This window comes from Parasynechococcus sp. (assembly GCF_042954245.1).
Lineage (GTDB): Bacteria > Cyanobacteriota > Cyanobacteriia > PCC-6307 > Cyanobiaceae > Parasynechococcus.
On sequence record NZ_JBGKDP010000113.1, the window covers coordinates 1 to 3,309 of the forward strand.

Here is a 3,309-nt window from a genome sequence, read left to right on the forward strand (position 1 = left end):
AAACACCTGATTGGTGCCGGCAAGGCCGACATCAGCCTGGCCCTCGCCAGCTTTGTGGTGCTCTTCTTCAGCACCGGTCTGGCGGCAGGCTCGGGGGCGCCAGGGGGGCTGTTCATGCCGATGCTGACGCTGGGAGGGGCCATTGGCCTAGCCGGTGGCAGTGGCGTTGAGGCCCTCACCGGCCATGTGCCCACCACTTATGTGTTCGCTGGAATGGGCGCTTTCGTTGCTGGCTGTTCGCGCACGCCGATCTCAGCGATGTTCCTGGCCTTTGCCCTCACCAAGGATCTGCTGATCCTCAAACCGATCCTTGTGGCCTGCCTTACCAGCTTCGTGATCGCCCGAATGTTCCACCCCCACTCGATCTACGAACGTCAGATGGGCATGGAACTCGACGCTGAAGATCGGATGGAGATGAAGCTCAACCGCTACAGACGTCCGTTCACGCCGCCAACCCCGCCATCAGGCCCAACAGGAGAGCCCAGCTGAACCAGGAAACGCTGCTATTTGATCCGGCGACGCCGGAGCCGGGAGCCCTGCGCACGGTGCTGGCCTTCCCTAGCACCTACACCGTGGGCATCACCAGCCTTGGCTATCAGATCGTCTGGTCCACTCTGGCGATGCGGTCTGATGTTGACGTGCGCCGGCTGTTCACTGATCAGGGGGATCCACCCCACCGGCACTGCGACTTGTTTGGGCTTTCTCTGAGCTGGGAACTCGACGGACCAGTCCTGCTCGATCTGCTGGAGCAGCAGCGAATCCCGATCTGGAGCCACGCGCGCACCGACGACCATCCAATCGTGTTTGGTGGCGGACCTGTGCTCACCGCCAATCCCGAGCCCCTTGCACCATTTTTTGATGTAGTGCTGCTGGGCGATGGCGAAGACCTGCTGCCTGCCTTTATCGATGCCCTCCAGAGCGTGAAGGGCCAACCCCGAGCCGAACAACTGCAGCATCTGGCCCGGGTGCCGGGGATCTACGTACCTGAGCTCCACGCACCCTGCTATGCAGTGGACGGAACCCTGCTGGGGGTGGCACCGGTGGATGCAACTCTTCCAGAAGGGGTGGCCAAACAGACTTGGCGCGGCAACAGCCTCAGCCACTCGACGGTGATCACCCCGGAAGCGGCCTGGCCCGACATCCACATGGTGGAAGTGGTGCGCAGCTGCCCCGAACTGTGCCGCTTCTGTCTGGCCAGCTATCTGACCCTGCCGTTCCGGACACCATCGTTAGATGACGGGCTGATTCCAGCCGTGGAAAAAGGACTGAAGGCCACCAAACGCCTCGGCTTGCTGGGGGCGTCCGTGACCCAGCACCCCCAGTTCAGCGATCTACTCCAGTGGCTGGCCCAAGACCGCTTCGATGACCTACGCGTCAGCGTCAGTTCCGTCCGGGCCGCAACGGTCACTCCGGAGTTGGCGGCTGTGTTGGCAGGGCGAGGCAGCAAATCCCTCACCATCGCGATCGAGAGCGGTAGCGAACGCATGCGCCGCGTGGTGAACAAAAAACTCAGCGGTGAGGAAATCGAAGCCGCCGCCCGCCATGCCAAGCAAGGCGGACTGAAGGCCCTGAAGCTATACGGAATGGTGGGACTTCCCTGCGAAGACAACGACGATGTGGAGAGCACCGCAGCGTTGCTACTGAGCCTCAAGAAAGGCACCCCTGGGCTGCGCTTCACCCTGGGGGTTAGCACTTTCGTACCCAAGGCCCATACCCCCTTCCAATGGCAGGGGGTACGCCCCGAGGCGGAAAAACGCCTGAAACTGCTGGCGAAACGGCTCAAACCCAAAGGCATTGATCTGCGTCCGGAAAGCTATGGCTGGAGCGTGATCCAGGCCCTGCTCTCTCGCAGCGACCGACGCCTGGCGCCCGTGATCGCAGCGGTGCGCGGCTCCCAAGAAAGCCTGGGTGGTTGGAAAAAGGCCTACAGAGCCGCCTTAGCAGGTGAACTCCCTGAAGCCCGCAGCGCGAGCGTTATCTTGCCGCTCCCCCCCAGTTGGCAAAGCGTGGTGCACGACGACTGGGCCTCTGACACGGTCTTGCCCTGGGGGCATTTGGATGGCCCCTTGAGTCAGGAGAAGCTGCAGGAACACCGCCAACAGGCCCTCAGCCTGGGCTGACCGCCGCCATCTCGGTCTGCCGAATCCGACTGCGCAGTCCGGCCAGCAGGATCCAACCGGCAATGTTCAGGCGGCTGTCAAAGAAAGGCATATCGGTGCCATGGAGCAGGACCAGCACCAGCACCGCAGCCCACCAAGCGCGATCAAACAAACCCATGCGGCTGCACCGCAAGGAGACGATCAACAACAACAGCACCAGACCCACCAGCACAAGCGCCGCCGGTACCCCACTGCTGACAGCCAGCTCCAACGGCAGGTTGTGGGAATGACCATGCCATTTGCCCGTGCGCAAGGGATACAGCACGGAAAAAGCCGCAGCACCCCAGCCCAGCCATGGCCGTTCAGCGATCAACTGCAAAGCTACGCCCCACTGACTGAGACGAGTGGAGGCCAGAGCACGCTCCCCCGCGTAGCGGCTATCGCTGAGCCGTGACCACACCGACTCGGGCACCAACGCCCGGGCAGGGTCCTGGAGCAACTCCGGGACACCTGGCAACACCGCCAACAGAACAGGGGTCAACCCAAGGGCCAGCAGGGGCAGCAACCAGGGCCAAGTCACCGGCCCAAGGACTAGGGGCACCGCCAGCACCAACGCGCCCCAGCCGTTGCGGGACTCCGTGAGCACAAGTGCCGACACCAAGGCGACAGCCAGGATCAGAACCACACTCCGACGACTGCGATCGAGTCCGGGTTGCACCAGGGCCGCCAGCATCAACGGCCAAACCAGCGCCAACCAGGCCGCAGCGATGTTGGCGTAATCGAACAGGCCCGACAGCCGGCCCTCCGGCTCGCCTCCAGGGGCCATGAACCAAATCACCAGGCCCCCAAGGACCTGCCAGGGCCCCTGCCAACCCCACCACAATTGGCCCAGGCCAGTCACCACTACTGGCACCGTGCCGGCCACCAACCAGAGCGCTGCACGGCGACGCGCCCCCGCCTCCGCCACATAGGGCTGAAACCCCCAGAACCCCCAGAAGAAAGGCAGCCAGTTGGCCAGACCTGCCCAAGCCAGATCAGCTCGCATGGCGCTGAAACAACCAAGGAGCATGAGCCCGCCAACCGCCAGTAGCGGCCAGTTCCAGTGATCACACCAGTAGGACCGTTCACGACGGCGACTTCCCAGCACCAACACAGGCACAAACAGCAGGCTGGCCAGCAACACCGAAGAGGGGAGCAGCAGCAGGCCGAG

The 3,309-nt window shown here is 63.3% G+C and carries 3 protein-coding genes; 2 read left to right on the plus strand and 1 reads right to left on the minus strand.

Features of this window, described 5'->3' with window-relative positions:
• Positions 1-489: chloride channel protein (locus ACGVJ8_RS05090; protein WP_392346014.1), on the plus strand; the 489-nt coding region annotated here is incomplete at its 5' end.
• Positions 490-545: 56 nt separating this feature from the next.
• Positions 546-2,120, plus strand: a complete 1,575-nt coding sequence (locus ACGVJ8_RS05095; RefSeq protein WP_392346016.1) for a B12-binding domain-containing radical SAM protein — start codon at positions 546-548, stop codon at positions 2,118-2,120.
• Here ACGVJ8_RS05095 and ACGVJ8_RS05100 read toward each other — a convergent pair.
• On the minus strand, positions 2,107-3,309 hold a 1,203-nt coding region (locus ACGVJ8_RS05100; RefSeq protein ID WP_392346017.1), incomplete at its 5' end, for an O-antigen ligase family protein. The two genes, ACGVJ8_RS05095 and ACGVJ8_RS05100, sit on opposite strands and share 14 nt — an antisense overlap.